General features: G+C 72.0%; 17 protein-coding genes, 1 tRNA gene and 1 pseudogene. 6 read left to right on the top strand and 13 right to left on the bottom strand.

What is annotated here, in order from left to right; all coding sequences use genetic code 11:
• Position 1: 1 nt before the first annotated feature.
• The 3 genes from AOJ26_RS28885 to AOJ26_RS28875 form a co-directional block, all read right to left on the bottom strand.
• The gene (locus AOJ26_RS28885; RefSeq protein WP_053851299.1) at positions 2-733 is read right to left on the bottom strand and encodes a nucleotidyltransferase family protein; all 732 of its coding nucleotides are present in this window, start codon (positions 731-733) and stop codon (positions 2-4) included.
• A gap of 60 nt (positions 734-793) precedes the next feature.
• On the bottom strand, positions 794-1,252 hold the full coding sequence (locus AOJ26_RS28880; protein ID WP_053851298.1) for a hypothetical protein: 459 nt from the start codon (positions 1,250-1,252) through the stop codon (positions 794-796).
• A gap of 226 nt (positions 1,253-1,478) precedes the next feature.
• Positions 1,479-2,615 (bottom strand): ABC transporter ATP-binding protein, encoded by a 1,137-nt coding sequence (locus tag AOJ26_RS28875; protein WP_053851297.1) that lies wholly within the window; start codon positions 2,613-2,615, stop codon positions 1,479-1,481.
• A gap of 216 nt (positions 2,616-2,831) precedes the next feature.
• On the opposite strand from AOJ26_RS28875, the gene AOJ26_RS28870 reads away from it, so the two are divergent.
• Positions 2,832-2,905, top strand: a tRNA-Thr gene (locus tag AOJ26_RS28870).
• A 56-nt stretch (positions 2,906-2,961) separates the two neighbouring features.
• Here AOJ26_RS28870 and AOJ26_RS28865 read toward each other — a convergent pair.
• Together AOJ26_RS28865 and AOJ26_RS28860 are read right to left on the bottom strand one after the other, a co-directional pair.
• On the bottom strand, positions 2,962-4,038 hold the full coding sequence (locus AOJ26_RS28865) for a sensor histidine kinase (protein ID WP_053851296.1): 1,077 nt from the start codon (positions 4,036-4,038) through the stop codon (positions 2,962-2,964).
• Positions 4,031-4,726, bottom strand: coding sequence for a response regulator transcription factor (locus AOJ26_RS28860; RefSeq protein ID WP_053851295.1), 696 nt, complete (start codon positions 4,724-4,726; stop codon positions 4,031-4,033). The genes AOJ26_RS28865 and AOJ26_RS28860 overlap by 8 nt, the downstream gene beginning before the upstream one ends.
• 242 nt (positions 4,727-4,968) lie before the next feature.
• On the opposite strand from AOJ26_RS28860, the gene AOJ26_RS28855 reads away from it, so the two are divergent.
• The gene (locus tag AOJ26_RS28855; protein WP_063790334.1) at positions 4,969-5,955 is read left to right on the top strand and encodes an endonuclease/exonuclease/phosphatase family protein; all 987 of its coding nucleotides are present in this window, start codon (positions 4,969-4,971) and stop codon (positions 5,953-5,955) included.
• Between the two features lie 186 nt (positions 5,956-6,141).
• Here AOJ26_RS28855 and AOJ26_RS28850 read toward each other — a convergent pair whose 3' ends face one another.
• The gene (locus tag AOJ26_RS28850; RefSeq protein WP_053851294.1) at positions 6,142-6,618 is read right to left on the bottom strand and encodes a GNAT family N-acetyltransferase; all 477 of its coding nucleotides are present in this window, start codon (positions 6,616-6,618) and stop codon (positions 6,142-6,144) included.
• Complete coding sequence (locus tag AOJ26_RS28845; RefSeq protein WP_053851293.1) at positions 6,615-7,550, bottom strand: aminoglycoside phosphotransferase family protein; 936 nt, start codon at positions 7,548-7,550, stop codon at positions 6,615-6,617. Before AOJ26_RS28845 ends, AOJ26_RS28850 begins: the two co-directional genes overlap by 4 nt.
• Between AOJ26_RS28845 and AOJ26_RS28840 the strand changes: the two genes are divergently transcribed.
• Positions 7,549-8,202, top strand: coding sequence for a rhomboid-like protein (locus tag AOJ26_RS28840; protein ID WP_053851292.1), 654 nt, complete (start codon positions 7,549-7,551; stop codon positions 8,200-8,202). The two genes, AOJ26_RS28845 and AOJ26_RS28840, sit on opposite strands and share 2 nt — an antisense overlap.
• An 11-nt stretch (positions 8,203-8,213) precedes the next feature.
• Positions 8,214-9,611, top strand: a complete 1,398-nt coding sequence (locus AOJ26_RS28835; RefSeq protein WP_179200290.1) for an NAD(P)/FAD-dependent oxidoreductase — start codon at positions 8,214-8,216, stop codon at positions 9,609-9,611.
• A 67-nt stretch (positions 9,612-9,678) separates the two neighbouring features.
• Here the strand turns inward: AOJ26_RS28835 and AOJ26_RS28830 are convergent, their stop codons facing one another.
• Positions 9,679-10,659 (bottom strand): zinc-binding dehydrogenase, encoded by a 981-nt coding sequence (locus tag AOJ26_RS28830; RefSeq protein WP_053851290.1) that lies wholly within the window; start codon positions 10,657-10,659, stop codon positions 9,679-9,681.
• A 61-nt stretch (positions 10,660-10,720) separates the two neighbouring features.
• Complete coding sequence (locus AOJ26_RS28825) at positions 10,721-11,881, bottom strand: FAD-dependent oxidoreductase (protein ID WP_053851289.1); 1,161 nt, start codon at positions 11,879-11,881, stop codon at positions 10,721-10,723.
• Between the two features lie 151 nt (positions 11,882-12,032).
• Here AOJ26_RS28825 and AOJ26_RS28820 point away from each other — a divergent pair, with 151 nt between their 5' ends.
• Positions 12,033-12,710, top strand: a complete 678-nt coding sequence (locus tag AOJ26_RS28820) for a pentapeptide repeat-containing protein (protein ID WP_179200291.1) — start codon at positions 12,033-12,035, stop codon at positions 12,708-12,710.
• 20 nt (positions 12,711-12,730) lie between these two features.
• Here AOJ26_RS28820 and AOJ26_RS28815 read toward each other — a convergent pair whose 3' ends face one another.
• Positions 12,731-13,231: a hypothetical protein gene (locus AOJ26_RS28815; RefSeq protein ID WP_053851287.1), complete on the bottom strand. Its 501-nt coding sequence runs from the start codon at positions 13,229-13,231 to the stop codon at positions 12,731-12,733.
• 7 nt (positions 13,232-13,238) lie between these two features.
• Between AOJ26_RS28815 and AOJ26_RS28810 the strand changes: the two genes are divergently transcribed.
• Complete coding sequence (locus tag AOJ26_RS28810) at positions 13,239-14,687, top strand: M1 family metallopeptidase (protein ID WP_078960065.1); 1,449 nt, start codon at positions 13,239-13,241, stop codon at positions 14,685-14,687.
• An 11-nt stretch (positions 14,688-14,698) separates the two neighbouring features.
• Here AOJ26_RS28810 and AOJ26_RS28805 read toward each other — a convergent pair whose 3' ends face one another.
• The 3 genes and pseudogenes from AOJ26_RS28805 to AOJ26_RS44580 form a co-directional block, all read right to left on the bottom strand.
• Positions 14,699-15,214: a GNAT family N-acetyltransferase gene (locus AOJ26_RS28805; RefSeq protein ID WP_053851285.1), complete on the bottom strand. Its 516-nt coding sequence runs from the start codon at positions 15,212-15,214 to the stop codon at positions 14,699-14,701.
• 30 nt (positions 15,215-15,244) lie between these two features.
• On the bottom strand, positions 15,245-15,838 hold the full coding sequence (locus tag AOJ26_RS28800) for a Uma2 family endonuclease (protein ID WP_053851284.1): 594 nt from the start codon (positions 15,836-15,838) through the stop codon (positions 15,245-15,247).
• A 49-nt stretch (positions 15,839-15,887) separates the two neighbouring features.
• Positions 15,888-16,020 (bottom strand): annotated as a pseudogene (locus AOJ26_RS44580) (helix-turn-helix domain-containing protein); the annotation flags it as partial.

The following is a 16,020-nucleotide window of genomic DNA, read 5'->3' as shown; positions in this document are numbered from 1 at the left end:
GCTACCGACCGAGTGCCGCCAGTTCCTTCGCAGCCTCCGTGAGGTCCTTCGCGGTGTCGATGGCCCGCCAGTACGCCCCCTGCGGAATCGGGAACCCGGCGAGCCGCAGCTCACGCGCCAGCGTGGGGAACGTGGTCCGCTCGTGGTCCCCCCGCTCCGGCAGCAGCTCGGCGAACGCGGGCGAGAAGACGTACACCCCGGCGTTGATCTCGAACGTCGACGGGGGCGCCTCCATGAAGTCCGTGACGTGCCCGAACCCGTCGGTCTGCACGGCACCCCACGGGATCCTCGGCCGCGCCAGCGCGAGCGTCGCGACCGCGTCGCGCTCGGTGTGGAAGTCCGCCATGTCGCGCAGCGAGAACCGGGTCCAGATGTCACCGTTCGTCGCGTACCAGGCCCGGTCCGGGTGCGGCAGATGCGCCGCGGCGTACTTCAGTCCGCCGCCCCGGCCGAGCGGCTCGGTCTCGATGACGGTCCGGACGCGCACCGGGAGGTCGGCCGTCCGCAGCCAGTCCTGGAGCACCTCGGCGAGATGCCCGCAGCTCACCACCACGTCCGTCACGCCTTCCTCGGCGAGCCAGACAAGCTGATGGCCGATGATCGGAGTTCCCGTACCGGGGATCTCGACCATCGGCTTGGGCCGGTCGTCGGTGTAGGGGCGCAGCCGGGACCCCTGGCCGCCGGCCAGGATCACGGCCTGGGTCGGACGGGACGCGGCGTTCGGATCGGTCATGCCCGAAACTGTACGGCGCGCCCCTTCCCCGACCTCGGCCGGTCTCCCCTCTCGCGGGGGTCAGCCGTGTGCCGCCGCCACACCCGTCGCGAAGGAGGTGTCGCAGACGGGCCGGGCGTACGACTGCGCGCGCGTGGGGCCGTACACCCGGACCGCGGCGCGGCCCAGGGCCTTCGCGATGGAGACGCAGTGCTCGGCGAGCGACGGGCGCTCGTTCACAGCCTCCTGGAGGTGGGTGAGGGCGGTGCCCGGGTCCTTCTCCTGGAGTTCGGTCAGGAGCCGCTCCCGCAGGACGTCCTGCGGGGCGAGGGGGGCGCTGCGCGGCTTGCCGTCCGAGACCGTCGCGTCCGACGCGGTGAGCACCGAGGAGCTCGAGGGATCCCCCGACCAGTTGACTCGGGTGACCGCGAGGGTCCCGGAGAGCACCAGGACGACGGGCAGGACAAGGGCGAGGGAGCGGCCGATACGGCGGGCGGGGCCCCGGCCGCGTCGCGTCTGTTGGTAAGTGGAGTGCTTCACGCGTGTGAGGGTAGCGTGCGGTAATGATTTGGCGACATTTAGTCACCGGTTCGGGGGATGAGACGGTGCCGTTTTTTGGGTAGGGCGTTGACGCACACTGCTCGAAATGACCGGTGTGCCGGGGTATCCGGCGACGCCCTCCGGGCGCGGGAAGGGCCCCGCAGACGCTCTGCGGGGCCCTTCTCGTCAACCTGGGTGAATCGCTGCTGTTCGTCCTGGTCCGGACTCAGTCGGAGAGGCGCTCGCCCGTGGAGGTCGAGAACACGTGGGTCTCGCCCGGACGCGGCACGACGTGCAGCGTGGCGCCCTTCTCCGGGACCGCGCGGCCGCTGACGCGGACGACCAGGTCCTTCAGCTCGTCGCCGACCTTGGCGGAGCCGTAGACGTAGCCGTCGGCGCCGAGCTCCTCGACCACGTTCACGGAGACCGCGAGACCGGCCGGGGCGTCCTCGGTGTCCTTGCTGAGGGCGGAGGCGGCGGCGCCGTTGTGCTCGACGACGTCGAAGTGCTCGGGGCGGACACCGACGGTGACGGTGGTGTCACCCTTGTCGGAGGCGGCCTTGAGGGCCTCGCGGTTGACGGGCACCACGCTGTTGCCGAACTTCACGCCGCCGTCGGTGATCGGGACCTCGACGAGGTTCATCGCCGGGGAGCCGATGAAGCCGGCGACGAACAGGTTCGCCGGGCGGTCGTACATGTTGCGCGGGGAGTCGACCTGCTGGAGCAGACCGTCCTTGAGCACGGCCACGCGGTCGCCCATCGTCATGGCCTCGACCTGGTCGTGGGTGACGTAGACGGTGGTGATGCCGAGACGGCGCTGGAGCGAGGCGATCTGCGTACGCGTCGACACACGGAGCTTGGCGTCCAGGTTGGACAGCGGCTCGTCCATGAGGAAGACCTGGGGCTCACGCACGATGGCGCGGCCCATCGCGACACGCTGGCGCTGACCGCCGGAGAGGGCCTTCGGCTTGCGGTCCAGGTACTCGGTGAGGTCGAGGATCTTCGCGGCCTCCTCGACCTTCTGCCGGATCTCCGTCTTGTTGACGCCGGCGATCTTGAGCGCGAAGCCCATGTTGTCGGCGACGGTCATGTGCGGGTAGAGCGCGTAGTTCTGGAACACCATGGCGATGTCCCGGTCCTTCGGCGGCAGGTGCGTGACGTCGCGGTCACCGATGCGGATGGCGCCGCCGTTGACGTCCTCGAGCCCCGCCAGCATGCGGAGCGAGGTGGACTTGCCACAGCCGGACGGGCCGACCAGGACGAGGAACTCGCCGTCCTCGATGTGGATGTCGAGACCGTCGACGGCGGGCTTCGTGGAACCCGGGTAGATCCGGGTCGCCTTGTCGAACGAAACAGTGGCCATGGCTCAGAGGCCCCCTTCTACCGGCAGGAACGTGCCGGACGATCCGTTGTAGGAAGGTGGTGGTCCAGTCCACGCAGGTGGACTGGCTCAGGACGGTACCTGGCGTTCACCCGTATGTCAGTACCTGGCGGACTGTGAACTTCGCGGAAATTTTCGACAGGCCCCCTCGGCGACCTGGGTACACTGCTCGGGCGCACGTCCGCGGAAGCGGGACACGCCTCCTTAGCTCAGATGGCCAGAGCAACGCACTTGTAATGCGTAGGTCGTCGGTTCGAATCCGACAGGGGGCTCCGTCGAGGCCCGGGTCGGATCACTTCTGACCTGGGCCTTTGTCGTGTGCGGGCGGTCAGGCCGCCGGGAGCTCCACGTCGATGCGCAGGCCCCCGGAGGTGCCCGGGGTCAGAGTGAGCGTGCCGTCGTGGGCCTGGGTGATGGTCTTGACGATGGCCAGGCCCAGGCCGACGCCCGCGTGGTCGGTGTGGATGCGCTCGGTGCCGCGCTGGAACGGTTCGGTGAGGGTCGGGACCAGTTCCTCGGCGAGCCGCTCGCCGGTGTTCTCGACCGTGAGCACCGCCGTCCCGGGGCGCACGCAGGTCGTGACCCGCACGGTGCCCCCGTCGGGCAGGTTGTGGACGATCGCGTTGTGCACGAGGTTCGTGGTGAGCTGGAGCAGCAGCGCCGGGGACCCCGTCGTCGGGGTGATGTCGCCGTGGGTCTCGAGGCTGACGCCGTGCTTCTCCGCGAGGGGCAGGAGCGTCTCGGTGGCCTCCTCCGCCAGCAGGGACAGGTCGACGCGCTCCCGGGTGAAGGAGCGCTGCTCGGCGCGGCTGACCAGGAGCAGTGCCTCGGTGAGGTCGATCGCCCGGGTGTTGACGGTGTGCAGGCGGTCGATGAGCTCGGCGGTGTCGTGGTCCGGGTCGGTGCGGGCCACGTCGAGGAGGGACTTCGAGATCGCGAGCGGGGTGCGCAGCTCGTGGGAGGCGTTGGCGGCGAACCTGCGCTGTTCGGCGACGTGCGCCTCCAGTCGCGCGAGCATGGTGTCGAAGGTGTCGGCGAGTTCGCGGAACTCGTCGTTGGGGCCGGGCAGCCGGATCCGGTGCGAGAGGGACCCGGTGGTGGCCAGGCGGGTGGCGTCCGTGATGCGGTTCAGCGGGGCGAGCATGCGGCCGGCGAGGATCCAGCCGCCGAGGAGGCCGAACACCAGCAGGAACGTCATCGCCGCGACCGCGGTGGGCGCGAAGGCCTTCAGGAACATGGTGGCCGGAGTGGCTTGCACCGCTCCCGCCGAGTTGAACGCCGGTTCCCCCTGCCGCAGCAGGAAGAAACCCACGGCGGCGATCAGCAGGACGCCCGCGAGCAGGAGGAACCCGGCGTAGCTGAGGGTGAGTTTGAGGCGGACGCTCAGACCGGGCGGCCTATCCACGGTCGCCCCTGTCGGGTCCGGTGCCCGGCTGGGTGTCGATGCGGTAGCCGACGCCCGGCACGGTGGCGATGATCCACGGTTCGCCCAGACGCTTGCGCAGGGCGGAGACGGTGATGCGGACGGCGTTGGTGAACGGGTCGGCGTTCTCGTCCCACGCGCGTTCCAGGAGTTCCTCGGCGCTGACGACCCCGCCCTCGGCGCCGACGAGGACTTCGAGCACGGCGAACTGCTTCCTGGTCAGGGCGACATAGCGGCCGTCCCGGTAGACCTCCCGGCGGAACGGGTCCAGGCGCAGTCCCGCGATCTCCCGCACGGGAGGGCGGTGGTGGGCGCGCCGGCGGTCCAGTGCGCGCAGCCGCAGCGCGAGTTCCTGGAGCTCGAAGGGTTTGGTGAGGTAGTCGTCGGCGCCGAGTTCGAAGCCGGAGGCCTTGTCGTCGAGGCGGTCGGCCGCGGTGAGCATGAGGATCGGCATGCCGCTGCCGGACGCGATGATGCGCTTGGCGATCTCGTCACCGGAGGGGCCGGGGACGTCCCGGTCGAGGACGGCGATGTCGTAGGTGTTGACGCTCAGCAGTTCCAGAGCGGTGTCGCCGTCGCCCGCGATGTCGGACGCGATCGCTTCCAGGCGGAGACCGTCGCGGATGGCCTCCGCCATGTAGAGCTCGTCCTCGACGATCAGCACACGCATGCCATCGATGCTACGAGCGGGCACGTATCGCCGGCGTATCGAAAACCGCATACGGGCCGGCAACAGCGGGCCGCCTTGACTGGCGGTACGACGCGAACGCCGGTGCGGGTACGCCGGCCCCGCACAGACCCGAGGACGCAGCAGTGAGCGACACCCTGACCGGCAGTGAGCGACGACAGGCGGGGGCGCCGGTGGACGCGGCGGAGCCCGCACCGGCCGGGGCCGCCGGCTCGGTGACCCGGCTGGTCCGCGCCTGGTCCCGGCCGGGCCCCTGGAAGCGCGGCCCGCTGCTCGCGGTGTCCGCGCTGCTGCTCGGCCTGCTCCTGCTGCTGCACGGGCGGATCACGGACCGCGGTGGCCTCGGCAGCCTCGTGGAGACGTTCCTGCCGTGGTTCGGCGTGTTCGTGCCGGTGCTGCTGGCCGGGGCGGTGTGGCGGCGCTCCGCCTCCGCGACGGTCGCGCTGCTGCTGCCGGCCACGGTGTGGCTGAGCCTGTTCGGCGGGCTGCTCGGCGACCGGTCCCACGCGGGCGGCGACCTCGTCGTGGCCGGCCACAACGTCGGCGCCGACAACCCCGACCCGGCCGGCACCGCCCGCGACCTGGCCGCGTCCGGGGCGGACGTGCTGGCCCTGGAGGAGATCACCGCGCAGGCCAGGCCGGTGTACGAGAAGGGGCTGGCGAAGGCGTACCGCCACCACACGGTGCTGGGCACGGTCGGGCTGTGGAGCAGGCTGCCGCTGTCGGACGTCCGGCCGGTCGACATCGAGACGGACTACGGGCCGCTGGCGGAGACCAGGTCGGCCGCCGACCGGCTGCCCTCCAACCGCGCGCTGCGCGCCACGGTGGCGACGAGCCGGGGCCCGCTGGCGGTGTACGTGGCCCATCTCGGGTCCGTACGCGTGATGCCCGGGACCGGCTTCTGGACCAGCAGCCGGGACCGCAACGCGCAGGCGCTCGCCCGGGCCGTGGCCGCCGAGCCGAACGGGCGGGTGGTGCTGCTCGGCGACCTGAACGGCACCACGGACGACCGCGCCCTCGCCGGCCTCACCGCACGGCTGCGCTCGGCCCAGGACGAGGCCGGCAAGGGCTTCGGCTTCACCTGGCCGGCGACCTTCCCGGTGGCCCGGATCGACCAGATCCTGGTGCGCGGGGTGCGTCCGGCGAGCGCCTGGGTCCTCCCGCCCACGGGCAGCGATCACCGCCCGGTGGCAGCCGCGCTCACCTGGTGAACACCGGACGACGGCCGCCTACGGCCACCGCTCGACCTCCGGCCCCGCGTCCACCGGTTCCGGCAGCGGCAGCTCCCTGATCGCCTGGTCCCGCACGCCCGCCATCAGTGCCTGCGCGAAACGGGAACCGGGGTGAGGCGGTCGCCCGCGCGGGTGCGGCGCTGCCGGGGACGAAGGCCGGGGTGGTCACCTGACGCCGGCTGCCTCGGTGAGGGCTTCGTCGGTGAGGCGGTACACCGTCCACTCGTCCTGGGGGCGGGCGCCGAGGGACTCGTAGAAGTCGATCGCCGGGGTGTTCCAGTTCAGGACGGACCATTCGAGGCGTTGGTAGCCGCGTTCGGCGCAGATGCGGGCGAGTTCGGTGAGCAGGGCCTTGCCGTGGCCGCTGCCGCGGGCCGTGGGGCGGACGTAGAGGTCCTCCAGGTAGATGCCGTGGACGCCGCGCCAGGTGGAGAAGTTGAGGAACCAGACGGCGTAGCCGACCACTGTGTCCGTGGCGTCGGTCGCCACGTGGGCGTAGGCGGCGGGGTGGGCGCCGAAGAGGGCCTCGTGGAGCTGCTCCTCGGTCGCCCTGGCCTCCGGCAGGGACTTCTCGTAGTCGGCGAGTTCGCGGATCAGGGTGTGGATCGCGGGGACGTCGGCCGGGGTGGCGGGGCGGATCACGGCTGTCGGCTCCGGTGGGTGCGCAGGCGGTGGGCGATGTCGAGTTGTCGGGATTCCAGTGGGCGGCCGTCCTCGATGTCCCAGAGGGCGTTCTGGAGGAGGCGTCCCATTGTCCAGGCACGCGCGCGTGCGCGGTCCAGGCCGAGGACGTCGGTCATGGCGTCGAAGCGCCAGAGGACCTCGTCGGGTTCGTAGCGGTTGTCGAGGGCGGGCCACAGTTCGAAGCCGGGGTCCCCGGCGAGGGGTTTGGGGTCGATGGCGAGCCAGGGGGCGCGGTCCGCGGCGAGGACGTTCTCGTCGTGCAGGTCCCAGTGCAGGAGCCGGTCGCCCGGTTCACCGACGACCTCGCGGACGGCGGCCGCGCAGTCGGCGACGGTACGGCGGGCCGCGGGGTCGGGGATGCGTCGCAGGGCCGCCGGGGTCTCGTCCAGCATGGCGCGCGCGATGTCCCCGAGCCGGCGCATCCCGGCCGGGGCGGGCCCCGCGGAGAGGCGGGCGAGGAGACCGGCGATGACCAGGACCGCGTCCCGGGTGCCGGGCAGGGTGGACAGCATGCGGGCGGAGTCGAGGCGTTCCAGGAGCATGGTGTGGGTGACCGGGTCGTGGTCGAGGAGGCGGACCGCCCCGTCGCCGTCCCACCGGCGCAGGGCGACGGGTTCCCCGGCGCTCTCCTCGTCGAGGAGCTGGAGCTTGAGTGCGGCCGGGGTGCCGTCGCTGCGGCGGAGGACGGGCAGGACGAGGGCGGTGACGCCGTGCAGGGGGGAGCCGTCCGGTCTCAGGTCCCAGCGCTCCAGGAAGTCCTCGGCCAGAGCCGGCAGTCCGGCTATGAACTCCCGGCCCCGGTCGCCGTTGTGGAGTTCCTGGGACGCCGCCAGTTCCTCCGGGATGTCGATCACGTGCCGGACCCTACCGGCGTGCGTGAATCGACTCATGCGAATTAACCGGGGTGTCCACAGGGTGTGGGCGTACGTCCGCAGCGCCCCCGGCACCTATGTGTGGCTGGCGGTCCTCTTCGTGACGACGGTGGCGCTGCACCACATGTCGCCGGAGTTCGAGGAGCAGTTCCTGCGGCAGCGCTCGACCAACATCCACGAGCTGTCGCGCCATCCGGTGCGGGTGCTGGTCTCCAGCGCGATGTGGATCGACAGCGGGCACTGGCTGCCGTACGTCGTCCTCTACTCCCTCTTCCACGCGCCGGCCGAACGATGGCTGGGCACCGCGCGCTGGCTGGCGGTGTGCGCGGCGGCGCACGTCCTGGCCACGCTGATCAGCGAGGGCGCGCTGCTGTGGGGGATCCGGCACGGGATGGCACCCGCCTCCGCGGTCAACACGCTGGACATCGGGGTGAGTTACGCGCTGGCGGGCGTGGTCGCGGTGCTGGTGTACCGGGTTCCGGAGCCGTGGCGGTACGTCTACGGGTTTGCGGTCCTCGTCGTGTACGCGGTGCCGCTGGTGACCGGGCGGACCTTCACCGATCTCGGGCACTTCACCGCGGCGCTGATCGGTTTCGGGTGCTTTCCGCTGGTCGCAGGGCGGGAAAAAGCACGGAATCCGAAGGAGACAGCGGGTGTGCCGGCGGGCTAACGTCCCAGGCCATGAGCAGCAGGACCGTGAACGGCGGCATCTCCTTCTGGTACGCGGACGACGGCTACCCGAAGGCGCGGGAGCCGCTCGGCGGTGACGCGTCGGCGGACGTCGTGATCGTCGGCGGCGGGTACACCGGGCTGTGGACGGCGTACCACCTGAAGAAGGCCGTGCCCTTCCTGCGGATCACCGTCCTGGAGCAGAAGTTCTGCGGCTACGGCGCCTCCGGGCGCAACGGCGGCTGGCTGTACAACGGCATCGCGGGCCGCGACCGGTACGCGAGGCTGCACGGCCACGAGGCCGCCGTACGCCTCCAGAAGGCCATGAACGACACCGTCGACGAGGTCGTACGGACCGTCGCCGAGGAGGGCTTCGACGCCGGGCTCCACCAGGGAGGCGTCCTCGAAGTCGCCCGTACGCCCGCGCAGTTGGCGCGGTTGCGGGCCTTCCACGAGCACGAGCTGTCGTACGGCGAGAAGGACCGTGAGCTGTACGGCGCCCGGGAGACCGCCGAGCGGATCCGGGTCGCGGACGCGGTGGGCTCGTCCTGGACGCCGCACGGGGCCCGGGTGCATCCGGTGAAGCTGGTGAAGGGGCTCGCGGCGGCCGTCGAGGCGCTGGGCGTCACGATCCACGAGCAGACCCCGGTGACGGAGATCCGGCCCAAGCACGCGGTCACGCCGTACGGCACCGTCCGCGCGCCCTATGTGCTGCGCTGCACCGAGGGCTTCACCGCCGCGCTCAAGGGCCAGAAGCGGACCTGGCTGCCGATGAACTCCTCGATGATCGCCACCGAGCCGCTGACCGACGAGCAGTGGGCGGCGATCGGCTGGGAGGGGCGCCAGACGCTGGGGGACATGGCGCACACGTACATGTACGCGCAGCGCACCGCGGACGGGCGGATCGCGCTGGGCGGGCGCGGGGTGCCGTACCGCTTCGGATCGCGCACCGACAACGACGGCCGGACGCAGGCCGGGACGGTCGAGGCACTGCGGGAGATCCTCGTCGCCTTCTTCCCGATGCTGGCCGGGGCGCGGGTCGAGCACGCCTGGTCGGGGGTGCTGGGGGTGCCCCGCGACTGGTGCGCGACGGTGACCCTGGACCGGTCGACGGGCGTCGGCTGGGCGGGCGGTTACGTCGGCTCGGGCGTCGCCACCGCCAACCTGGCCGCCCGCACCCTGCGGGACCTGGTCCAGCAGGACTCCGGCCAGGGTGGCCGGACCGAACTCACCGAACTGCCGTGGGTCGGCCACAAGGTGCGCAGGTGGGAGCCGGAACCGCTGCGCTGGCTGGGCGTGCAGGGCATGTACGCCACCTACCGGACGGCGGACCGGCGCGAGTACGGCAGTCACAGCGCCGAGTCGTCCCGGCTGGCGCGGTGGGCGGACCGGATCGCCGGCCGGCACTGACCGGACGGAGGGGCGGCCCGCGGGCCACCCCTGACGACCACATCGGTACGGGTCCCATCTGGGCGTGTCATGGCTCCAGGACCACCTTTCCGGTCGTGCCGCGGGTCTCCAGCGCGCGGTGGGCGGCGGCCGCCTCGGCGAGCGGGAAGCGTTGCACGGCGGGGGTGAGGCGGCCCGCGGCGGCTTCGGCCAGGGCGCGCAGTTCGAGGGTGCGGATGGGGTTCGGGCCGCCGGCCTTCTGGGCCATGACGGGCCCGAGGACCTGCTCGGAGACGCCGTCGACGAGGTAGGGCCCGCCGTCGTGGATGCCCTCGCCGGACCAGCCGAAGACGATGTGGCGGCCGTTCTCGTCCAGGAGGGCGACGCTCTCGCGGGCGATCTCCCCGCCCACCCCGTCGAAGACGACGGTGGCGGGTCGGCCCCCGAGGAAGGCGCGGACCTTCCCGGGCCAGGAGGGGTCCGTGTAGTCGACGGCGAGGTCGGCGCCGTTGGCCTGCACCCGTGCCGTCTTCTCCGGTCCGCCCGCAAGGCCGACGACGGTCGCCCCGGCGTTCTTCGCGTACTGCACGAGCAGGGTGCCGATGCCTCCGGCCGCCGCCGGGACCACGACCACGGAGTCCGGGCCGAGCTCGGCGAACTGCACGATCCCCATGGCCGTACGGCCCGTGCCGATCATGGCGACGGCCTGGGCGAAGTCGAGGTTCGCGGGGATCTCGTGGACGCGGTCGACATCGGTGACGGCGAGTTCGGCGTAGCCTCCCGGGGCGAAGCCGAGGTGGGCGACCACTCGCTTGCCGAGCCACAGTCCGGCGACGCCCTCGCCGAGGGACTCGACCGTGCCGGCCACCTCACGGCCGGGGACGGTGGGCAGCGCGGCCGGCCGGGGCGCCGGGCCCTGGTGGCCCTCGCGCAGGGCGGTGTCCAGCAGGTGGACTCCCGCCGCTCGTACGGCGATACGGACCTGGCCGGGGCCCGGCACCGGGTCCTCGGTCCGCTCGTAGGTCAGGTTCTCGGCGGGGCCGAAGGCGTGCAGGCGGATGGCGTGCATGGGAGGAACCCTCCTGTGTAGGTGTGCGCCCCTGTTGCAGGTGTGCGCCCAGCCTCCGACCTCAAGCATGCTTGAGGTCAAGGGCGTTGCGGCCCAGCGCCAGTGACACGGCGGTGAGCGCGCTGTTGAAGGAGACCTCCGAGAGCACTCCGGGCGCCGCGACCTGGTCGCCCGCGAGGTAGACGCCGTCGCCCCGGTCGACGGCCGGCCGGTCGCGCCAGCTGGTGCCCGGCAGGTCGACGGCTCCCGTACGGCCGTTCGCGACGGACTCGCGCCGCCAGGTGACCCGCTCGCGCCAGCCGTCGAAGGCGAGGTCGAGGAGTTCCTCCGCGCGCGCGATCCCGTCGGCCTTGGTCTCGTGCGGGGCGATCGGGATCTGTCCCTGGAGGAGCTGTTCGCCCGCGGGGGCCAGGGTGCGGTCCTGGGCGGTGAACCGTTCGATCCAGCCGGGGGAGTCGAGGTCGGAGACCGCGAAGGCGTCGCCGCGCCGGGTGCGCAGCGCGAGGTCGATCAGTGCCGTACGGCCGCTCGGCCAGGTCAGCGAGTCGTCGCGGAGGAGCCGGCGGGCCGCGTCGAGGGAGGTGGCGACGACCACGGGGGTGTCGGTGGGCAGGGCGTCGACCCGGGACAGCGTCTCCATCCGGACGCCCAGGTTCCAGGCGCGGGCGGCCATCCGGTCGACGACGGCGGCCCAGCCGCCGCGCGGGTAGTGCGCCTCGGGCGGCAGCTTGGTGGCGCGCCGGAGCCGCTCCTGCACGAACGCGGCGGACAGGGCGCCCGGGTCGTGGTGGAAGAGGGCGACGGCGGAGTAGTGGGCGGCGGCGCGGGCGCCCTCCTCGCCGGCCTGACCGGTGGCCCACGACATGAAGTCCGCGTCGACCGGCGCCTGTTGGGCACTGCGACGCAGCAGCCTCAGCATCGCGAAGGGCGGGGTGCGGCGGAGGGCACCCTTGTGCCGCAGGCGCAGCCGGGCCGCCTCCAGGGGCGGGAGCGGGGCGAGCGGGCCGATCAGGTCGCGCTGCTGGAGCCAGGACCAGTGCGGGCCGCCGTTGTAGAGGGCGTGCGGGCCGTCGTTCGTGCGGTACGGCCCCTCGGCGGTCCTGGCCCGGCCGCCGAGCGTGTGGTGGGCCTCGTACACGGTGACTTTGGCGCCCGCCTCGGCCGCGGTGATCGCCGCGGTCAGCCCGGCGAGGCCGCCGCCGATGACGGTGATGCGGTGCATGGCTGTGGATCTCCCTCTGCTCGGGGTCGGGTCTTCGTCGCGTCCTGGTCGTGTCTTCGTCGGTATGACTCATCGACGGCGCCGGAATGTGACATGGGCCCTGTCGGCGCAGGTCAGGGGCATTGTCAGTGGCGGGGTGCAGGATGGGCCCATGGTGAGCCGAGGGACGGGTGCGGGCAGGGTGAAGGGGGCGCGGCGGCCGGAGGTGCGGCTGCCGCCGCTGGAGCCGTTCGCGGGCGGGGAACTGGAGCCGGACGGGGACTACGACGGCCTGGAGTTCCTGGAGGCGGACTTCGCGGGGCAGGACGGGGCGGGGGCCCGCTTCATGGACTGCGCGCTGAGAAGCTGCGCGGTGGACGAGGCCCGGCTCCACCACGCCCGCTTCCTCGACTCGGTCCTCACCGGCCTCCGGGGCGTGGGCACCGACCTCGCGGAGTCGACCCTGCGGGACGTCGAGGTGGTCGACGCGCGTCTGGGCGGGGTGCAGCTGCACGGTGCCGCGCTGGAGCGGGTCGTGGTCCGGGGCGGCAAGATCGACTATCTGAACCTGCGCACGGCGGTCCTGAAGGACGTCGTCTTCGAGAGCTGCGTCCTGGTGGAACCGGACTTCGGCGGCGCCCGCCTGGAGCGCGTGGAGTTCGTCGACTGTGCTCTCAAGGGCGCGGACCTCACGGCGGCGACCCTCAAGGACGTGGACCTGCGCGGCGCCGCGTCACTGGAGATCGCCCGGGGCGTGGACCGCCTCGCCGGGGCGGTGATCAGCCCTTCCCAACTCCTTGACCTGGCCCCGGTGCTGGCGGCGGCGGTGGGGATCCGGGTGGAGGGCTGACCGGAGCCGGCCCGCCACGATCACTTCACCCTCGGGAAGCGTGCCTGGAGGGTCCAGATCGCCGGGTTCTCGTCCAGGTCCTCGTGCAGGTCGACCAGGTCGGCGATCAGGTCGTGCAGGAAGTCGCGGGCCTCGCGGCGCAGGTCAGCGTGGGAGAAGGTGAGCGGGGGCTCCTCCGCCGGCATCCAGTCGGCCTCGATGTCCACCCAGCCGAAGCGGCGCTCGAAGAGCATCCGGTCGGTGGACTCGGTGAAGTCGAGCTCCGCGTGCTGGGGGCGGGAGGCGCGGGAGCCCGCCGGGTCGCGGTCGAGGCGTTCCACGATGTCGCACAGCGCCCACGCGAAGTCGAGCACCGGCACCCATCCCCAGGCTGTGGACAGTTCCCGGTCCTCCCGGGTGTCCGCGAGGTACACGTCCCCGCAGAACAGGTCGTGCCGCAGCGTGTGGACGTCCGCGCGGCGGTAGTCGGTCTGCGGGGGGTCCGGGAAGCGGTTGGAGAGGGCGTAGCCGATGTCGAGCACGTAGGCGATGGTGTCACGCGCGCCTCATAGGATCACCGGCGTGCCCCGATCCGTGCCGCTCGTCCCCGTTGCCCTGCGCGCTCCGCTGGCCCTGTTCCTCGCGGGAGCGCTCGCCCTCACCGCGTGCGACGGCGGAGTGCACGGCACGCCCGGCGGCTCGGGCCTGCGCGACCCCTACTTCCCGCGAGCCGGCAACGGCGGCTACGACGTCAGCCACTACGACCTCCACCTCGCCTACGACCCGGACACCTCGAAGCTCTCCGGCACCGCGACCCTCACCGCCCGGGCCGGCCAGGACCTGACCGCCTTCAACCTGGACCTCGACGGCCTGGACGTCGAGAAGGTCACCGTCGACGGCGACCCGGCCCGCTGGAACCGCACCGGCCAGGAGCTGACCGTGCGTCCGCACGACGACCTCGACGAGGGCCGCGTCTTCCGCGTGACCGTCGCCTATGCGGGCTCCCCGAGGACGATCACCGACCCGGACGGCTCGCAGGAGGGCTGGCTGCCCACCGAGGACGGCGCGGTGGCCCTCGGCGAACCGACCGGCTCGACGGCCTGGTTCCCGGGCAACCACCACCCCTCCGACAAGGCGTCCTACGACCTCACGATCACCGTGCCCGAGGGCCTCCGGGCCGTCTCCAACGGCGAGTTGACGGCGAGCAGGACCGACGGCGGCCGTACGACGTCCCACTGGCACACCGCCGAACCCATGGCGAGCTACCTGGCCACCCTCGCGATCGGCGACTACGACATCCGCACCTCCACCCTCGCCGACGGCCTGCCCGTGTACGTCGCGGTCGACCCGGCGGAGGCGGCCGCGAGCCGCAAGGTCCTGGCGCGGATCCCCGCCGTGCTGACCTGGGCGCAGGACACCTTCGGCCCCTACCCCTTCTCCTCCACCGGCGCGATCGTCGACCGCGCGGGGGACGCCGAGTACGCCCTGGAGACCCAGAACCGCCCCTTCTTCCCCGGCGCCCCGGACACCGAGACCCTCGTCCACGAACTCGCCCACCAGTGGTACGGCGACTCGGTCACCCCGAGGACCTGGCGGGACATGTGGCTCAACGAGGGCTTCGCGACCTACGCCGAGTGGCTGTGGGCGGAGGACCACGGCGGCGACAGCGCCCAGGAGACCTTCGACGCCCTCTACGAGCACGGCGAGGACGAGTACGACGACCTCTGGTCCTTCCCGCCAGGCAAGCCGTCCGGCGCCGCGCACCTCTCCGACACCCCCGTCTACCAGCGCGGCGCGATGGTCCTCCACAAGATCCGGCAGCGGCTCGGCGACACCGCCTTCACGGCCCTCCTGCGCGACTGGCCCACCACCCACCGCCACGGCAACGCGGACACCGAGGACTTCACGTCGTACGTCGAGGACCTGGCCCCCGACGAGGACTTCGGGCCGGTCTGGGAGGAGTGGCTGTACGGGGAGGGGAAGCCGGACCGGCCGTAACCGGCGGGGACCTAGTCCAGTGCCTTGCGCAGCACCGAGCAGGGGCGGGCCAGTTGACGGTCCGTCCGGTGATCGACGACCTCGTAGCCGAGGGCGGTCCAGAAGGCGAGGGCGGGGTCGTTGCCGTCGAGGACGGCGAGGCGTACGGCGGTCCGGCTCTCCTCGTGGAAGCGGTCCTCGACGAGCCGCGCGAGCTGCTGCCCGTGGCCCTGCCGGTGCACGCCCGCGTCGATCATCAGCAGCCCGATCCACGGGTCCGGGTCGGCCGGGTCGGGGTGGTGGGCGAGGGTGATCGCGATGCCGACCAGCCGGCCCTCGCTGCGGGCCAGCAGCACCTCGGCGTCCGGATGCGCGAGCTCCTCGGCCAGCGCCGCCGCCACCTGCTCAGGCCGGATGTCGTCCGGGTCCGGGAAGTCACCGCTGAGCGCGAAGAACTCGTGGTTGGCGGCGTACAGCGCGGTGAGCTCGGTCAGCAGAGGACCCGGGATGTCGTGGTCGGGGGTGAGGTCGAGGGGGGTGAGGAGCATGCCGGGCAGAGTAGTTGACGGCTGTGTCGGCTAGTCCTTGTAACGCGGCAGGCCCTCGGTCGAGATGGTCCAGTCGCCGATGGTGACGTCCTCGCCGTAGACGAAGTCCTTGCGGGTCGCGTAGCGGGGGCCGTCGGGGGTGGGGTGGATGTCGGTGAGGACGGCGCCGGTGGCGGTGCGGGGGTCGAAGATCGCGTATACGGGGACGCCCATCAGGGGGTAGTCGCGCATCTTGGTGACCCAGTCGTTGTCCGGATTGGATCGGGAGACGATCTCGATGGCCGCGATGACTGTGTGCGGGTCGACGGGTCCCTCGACGTTCAGGTCCGTCCATGCGATCACCGTGACATCCGGATGCCGCTTGATGCCTTCGGGCTCGTACTCCACATCGGGAGTGCCGTTGTGCGCCAGAAGATCGTCCGGCATGACCTTCTCCAAACGGCGGCTGATGTGTGCGGCCGTGACCTCGTGGGGCCCTCCCGGCGACATCATGTCGTGGACGATTCCTTCTTTGGTGATCTCGAATTTGCCGGGAACGGTGTCGTCGATGGATTCAACGAGGTCTCGCATGGCGCGGTAGACAGGCGAGCTCTTCCGGTGCGCGTCGTCCGGTGCGATGGTCATGGCGCTCGCTCCTCGTCTGTGCCCGGCGGCAAGGATCGTCGCTTTCATGCTAGGTGGCCTCCGGAAGATCGCATCGGCAGTCACGGCAGCGGCCCGGTTGCGGGGCGCGGAAGGCGCGGTCGCAGCCGTCGCAGGTCTGGAGCCGGTGTCGGACCTCCGGGGGTGGGGCCGGGGGCCGGATC

It is taken from the genome of Streptomyces sp. NRRL B-24085 (assembly GCF_001282115.1).
GTDB lineage: Bacteria > Actinomycetota > Actinomycetes > Streptomycetales > Streptomycetaceae > Streptomyces.
This window is presented reverse-complemented; position numbering and strand designations above follow the sequence as displayed.